Annotated in this window: 1 tRNA gene and 2 rRNA genes (1 of these 3 cut by a window edge); all 3 read right to left on the minus strand. The window is 54.4% G+C overall.

Annotation, left to right across the window (positions count from 1 at the left end):
* Position 1 precedes the first annotated feature (1 nt).
* Positions 2-78: transfer RNA gene (locus M3P21_RS21935), tRNA-Met, on the minus strand.
* Between the two features lie 88 nt (positions 79-166).
* A 5S ribosomal RNA gene (gene rrf / locus M3P21_RS21940) occupies positions 167-281 on the minus strand.
* Positions 282-519: 238 nt separating this feature from the next.
* Positions 520-2,500 (minus strand): 23S ribosomal RNA (locus tag M3P21_RS21945) (it continues 852 nt past the right edge of the window).

The following is a 2,500-nucleotide window of genomic DNA, read 5'->3' on the forward strand; positions in this document are numbered from 1 at the left end:
TTGGTTGCGGGAGTAGGATTTGAACCTACGACCTTCAGGTTATGAGCCTGACGAGCTACCGGGCTGCTCCATCCCGCGACAGTTTTTTGGCCTATCGCTTACGCTACTTGAGGCCTGGGTCGAATAGAGTTTGATCGTTTTTGAGAGTGTTTTGAGTTTTTACCAGGTTTGGCGATGACCTACTCTCCCACGTCTTGAGACGCAGTACCATTGGCGCTTCGGTGCTTAACTTCCGGGTTCGGGAAGGGACCGGGTGTTTCACGCGTGCTATGATCACCAAACCGGGAAAAAACTCGTCGCTCTTTTTGCTGTCCAAAAAGGCGACGCGCAGGAAGCAGCGTATACGCTTGCGAATGCGCGTTCCTGCACGTTTGTATAATCAATCAACACCGTGCACTCCGCTTTTGCGGAGTGTCACGCGCGGGAGGCAGCGTATTCGTTTTCGAATGCGCGTTCCCGCATCTGAGTTGTCCAGGTCTAAGGAGTGTATGTTTTTGATTTGTCTTTCCATTACTGGATCAAATCAAGCCTATCGGGCGATTAGTACCGGTCAACTGAACGCATTGCTGCGCTTACATCTCCGGCCTATTGACGTGGTGGTCTACCACGGCCCTCAGGGAGACCTTGTTTTGAGGGGGGCTTCCCGCTTAGATGCCTTCAGCGGTTATCCTGTCCGATCATAGCTACCCTGCACTGCTGCTGGCGCAACAACAGGTCCACCAGTGGATCGTTCACCCCGGTCCTCTCGTACTAGGGGCAACTCCTCTCAAGTCTCCTACACCCACGGCAGATAGGGACCGAACTGTCTCACGACGTTCTAAACCCAGCTCACGTACCTCTTTAAACGGCGAACAGCCGTACCCTTGGGACCTGCTCCAGCCCCAGGATGAGATGAGCCGACATCGAGGTGCCAAACACTGCCGTCGATATGGACTCTTGGGCAGTATCAGCCTGTTATCCCCGGCGTACCTTTTATCCGTTGAGCGATGGCCCTTCCACTCGGGACCACCGGATCACTATGGCCGTCTTTCGACTCTGCTCGACTTGTCAGTCTCGCAGTCAGGCTGGCTTCTGCCATTGCACTCAACGAGCGATTTCCGACCGCTCTGAGCCAACCTTCGCGCGCCTCCGTTACGCTTTAGGAGGCGACCGCCCCAGTCAAACTACCCGCCACGCAGGGTCCCGGATCCGGATAACGGACCGCGGTTAGACATCAAGAGTGCGAAGGGTGGTATCTCAAGGGAGGCTCCACCGCGACTGGCGTCACGGTTTCAAAGCCCACCACCTATCCTGCACATCACAATCCTGATGCCAGTGCGAAGCTGTAGTAAAGGTGCACGGGGTCTTTCCGTCTAACCGCGGGAAGCCTGCATCTTGACAGGCAATTCAATTTCGCTGAGTCGATGTTGGAGACAGCGGGGAAGTCGTTACGCCATTCGTGCAGGTCGGAACTTACCCGACAAGGAATTTCGCTACCTTAGGACCGTTATAGTTACGGCCGCCGTTTACCTGGGCTTCAATTCAGAGCTCTCACCCCTCCTTTTAACCTTCAGGCACCGGGCAGGCGTCAGACCCTATACGTCGTCTTGCGACTTCGCAGAGCCCTGTGTTTTTAATAAACAGTCGCCACCCCCTGGTTTGTGCCCCCAGCCCCTAGTTGCCTAGGAACCGGGCCTCCTTCTCGCGAACTTACGGAGGTATTTTGCCGAGTTCCTTCAACATCGTTCTCTCAAGCGCCTTGGTATTCTCTACCAGTCCACCTGTGTCGGTTTAGGGTACGGTCTGATAGGAGGGCTATTTCCAGGAACCTCTCAGCAGCCCATTCAATCCGATAAGGATGAACTACCTCCGAGATCCGTCACCACTCCACGGCCTAGGAATATTAACCTAGTTCCCATCGCCTACGCCTTTCGGCCTCGGCTTAGGGGCCGGCTTACCCTGCTCAGATTAGCTTTAAGCAGGAACCCTTGGACTTTCGGCGAGAGTGTCTCTCACACTCTTTGTCGCTACTCATGTCATCATTCTCACTAGTGATCTCTCCACCGGATGGCTCACGCCCCGGCTTCATCGAAAAGATTAAATCCTCCAAGGTGCCCCGAAGGACACTAAAGAGGATGAATCTTATGTCACACTACGCTCTGCTACCATGCCTTACGGCATCCTAGACTTCGGCTCATGGCTTGAGCCCCGTTACATCTTCGCCGCAGGACAACTTGTTTAGACCAGTGAGCTGTTACGCTATCTTTAAAGGATGGCTGCTTCTAAGCCAACCTCCTGGTTGTTTTGGTCGTCCCACCTGCTTTCCCACTTAGCCATGAATTGGGGGCCTTAGTCGTAGGTCAGGGTTGTTTCCCTCTCCACTACGGACGTTAGCATCCGCAGTGTGTCTGCCATCTAGTACTCCCGGGTATTCGGAGTTTGGTTAGGATCAGTAAGCCTGTGGGGCCCCATTACCCATCCAGTGCTCTACCCCCCGGGGTATTCGGATGACGCTCTACCT

Origin of the sequence: Ruegeria spongiae, from assembly GCF_023502395.1 — a bacterium.
In the GTDB taxonomy this organism is placed as follows: domain Bacteria; phylum Pseudomonadota; class Alphaproteobacteria; order Rhodobacterales; family Rhodobacteraceae; genus Ruegeria_C; species Ruegeria_C spongiae.